The sequence below is a fragment of the Pseudoxanthomonas jiangsuensis genome (assembly GCF_010093185.1).
Lineage (GTDB): Bacteria > Pseudomonadota > Gammaproteobacteria > Xanthomonadales > Xanthomonadaceae > Pseudoxanthomonas > Pseudoxanthomonas jiangsuensis.
In genome coordinates, this window is record NZ_PDWL01000065.1 from 1 (window position 1) to 1,203 (window position 1,203).

The following is a 1,203-nucleotide window of genomic DNA, read 5'->3' on the forward strand; positions in this document are numbered from 1 at the left end:
CGAACATTCATGCTTTTATCGGGCGGAATGGGTGTGGTAAAACAACAATTTTGAATGGAATGATTGGTGCAATCACCAACCCAGAAAACAATGAATATTTTTTCTCTGAAAATAATAGACTTATCGAGTCAAGAATCCCAAAGGGATATTTTCGATCGCTTGTTTCAGTTTCGTTTAGTGCATTTGATCCTTTTACTCCTCCTAAAGAACAACCTGACCCAGCAAAAGGTACACAATACTTTTATATTGGACTCAAGAATGCTGCCAGCAATAGTTTAAAATCACTAGGCGATCTCCGCTTAGAATTCATTTCAGCATTTATTGGTTGTATGAGAGTAGATAGAAAAAGACAACTCTGGCTTGAAGCTATCAAAAAACTAAGTAGTGATGAAAACTTTTCAAATATGGAACTCATCAGCCTCATTTCTAAATATGAAGAGTTAAGACGTAATGAACCACAGATTCAAGTGGACGATGATAAATTCACTAAATTGTTTTATGACAATATCCAGAAATATCTGCTTCGAATGAGCTCTGGACATGCAATTGTTTTATTTACTATCACAAGATTAGTAGATGTCGTTGGCGAAAAGTCATTAGTTTTATTCGATGAACCAGAGGTTCATCTGCATCCACCTTTGCTCTCTGCTTTTTTACGAACATTAAGCGACTTACTCGATGCACGCAATGGTGTAGCAATAATTGCAACTCATTCCCCAGTAGTACTGCAAGAGGTTCCAAAATCCTGCATGTGGAAAGTCCTACGGTCAAGAGAAGCAATAAATATTATCCGTCCGGATATTGAGACATTCGGTGAGAACTTAGGTGTTTTAACTCGTGAGGTGTTTTTACTTGAAGTGACAAATTCTGGATACCACCACTTATTATCGCAGTCCGTTGATTCAGAGCTTTCTTATGAAACCATTCTAAAAAATTATAATGGTCAGATAGGATTAGAAGGTCGAACCGTTTTAAAAGCGATGATAATGAACAGAGATGAAGGTAAAGTACAATGAAAAAACTACCTCTTCCAGCGAGAACTTATAGCGAAATGCTTAATAAATGCTCGGAAGGTATGATGCAGATAAATGTTAGAAATAATTTCATTACTCACTTCCCCACTTTTTTGCAGAAAGAACAACAATATAGAATATTAAGCTCGACAGGTCAGTTATTTACCTACGACAGGACACACCCTCTTGA

Annotated in this window: 2 protein-coding genes; both read left to right on the plus strand. The window is 36.7% G+C overall.

What is annotated here, in order from left to right; genetic code table 11:
- The coding region (locus CSC62_RS17205) for an AAA family ATPase (RefSeq protein WP_162407888.1) at positions 1–1,016 on the plus strand (1,016 nt) is incomplete at its 5' end.
- Positions 1,013–1,203, plus strand: a 191-nt coding sequence (locus CSC62_RS17865; RefSeq protein ID WP_425502052.1) for a hypothetical protein, incomplete at its 3' end; no start/stop codon positions are given. The genes CSC62_RS17205 and CSC62_RS17865, both read left to right, overlap by 4 nt.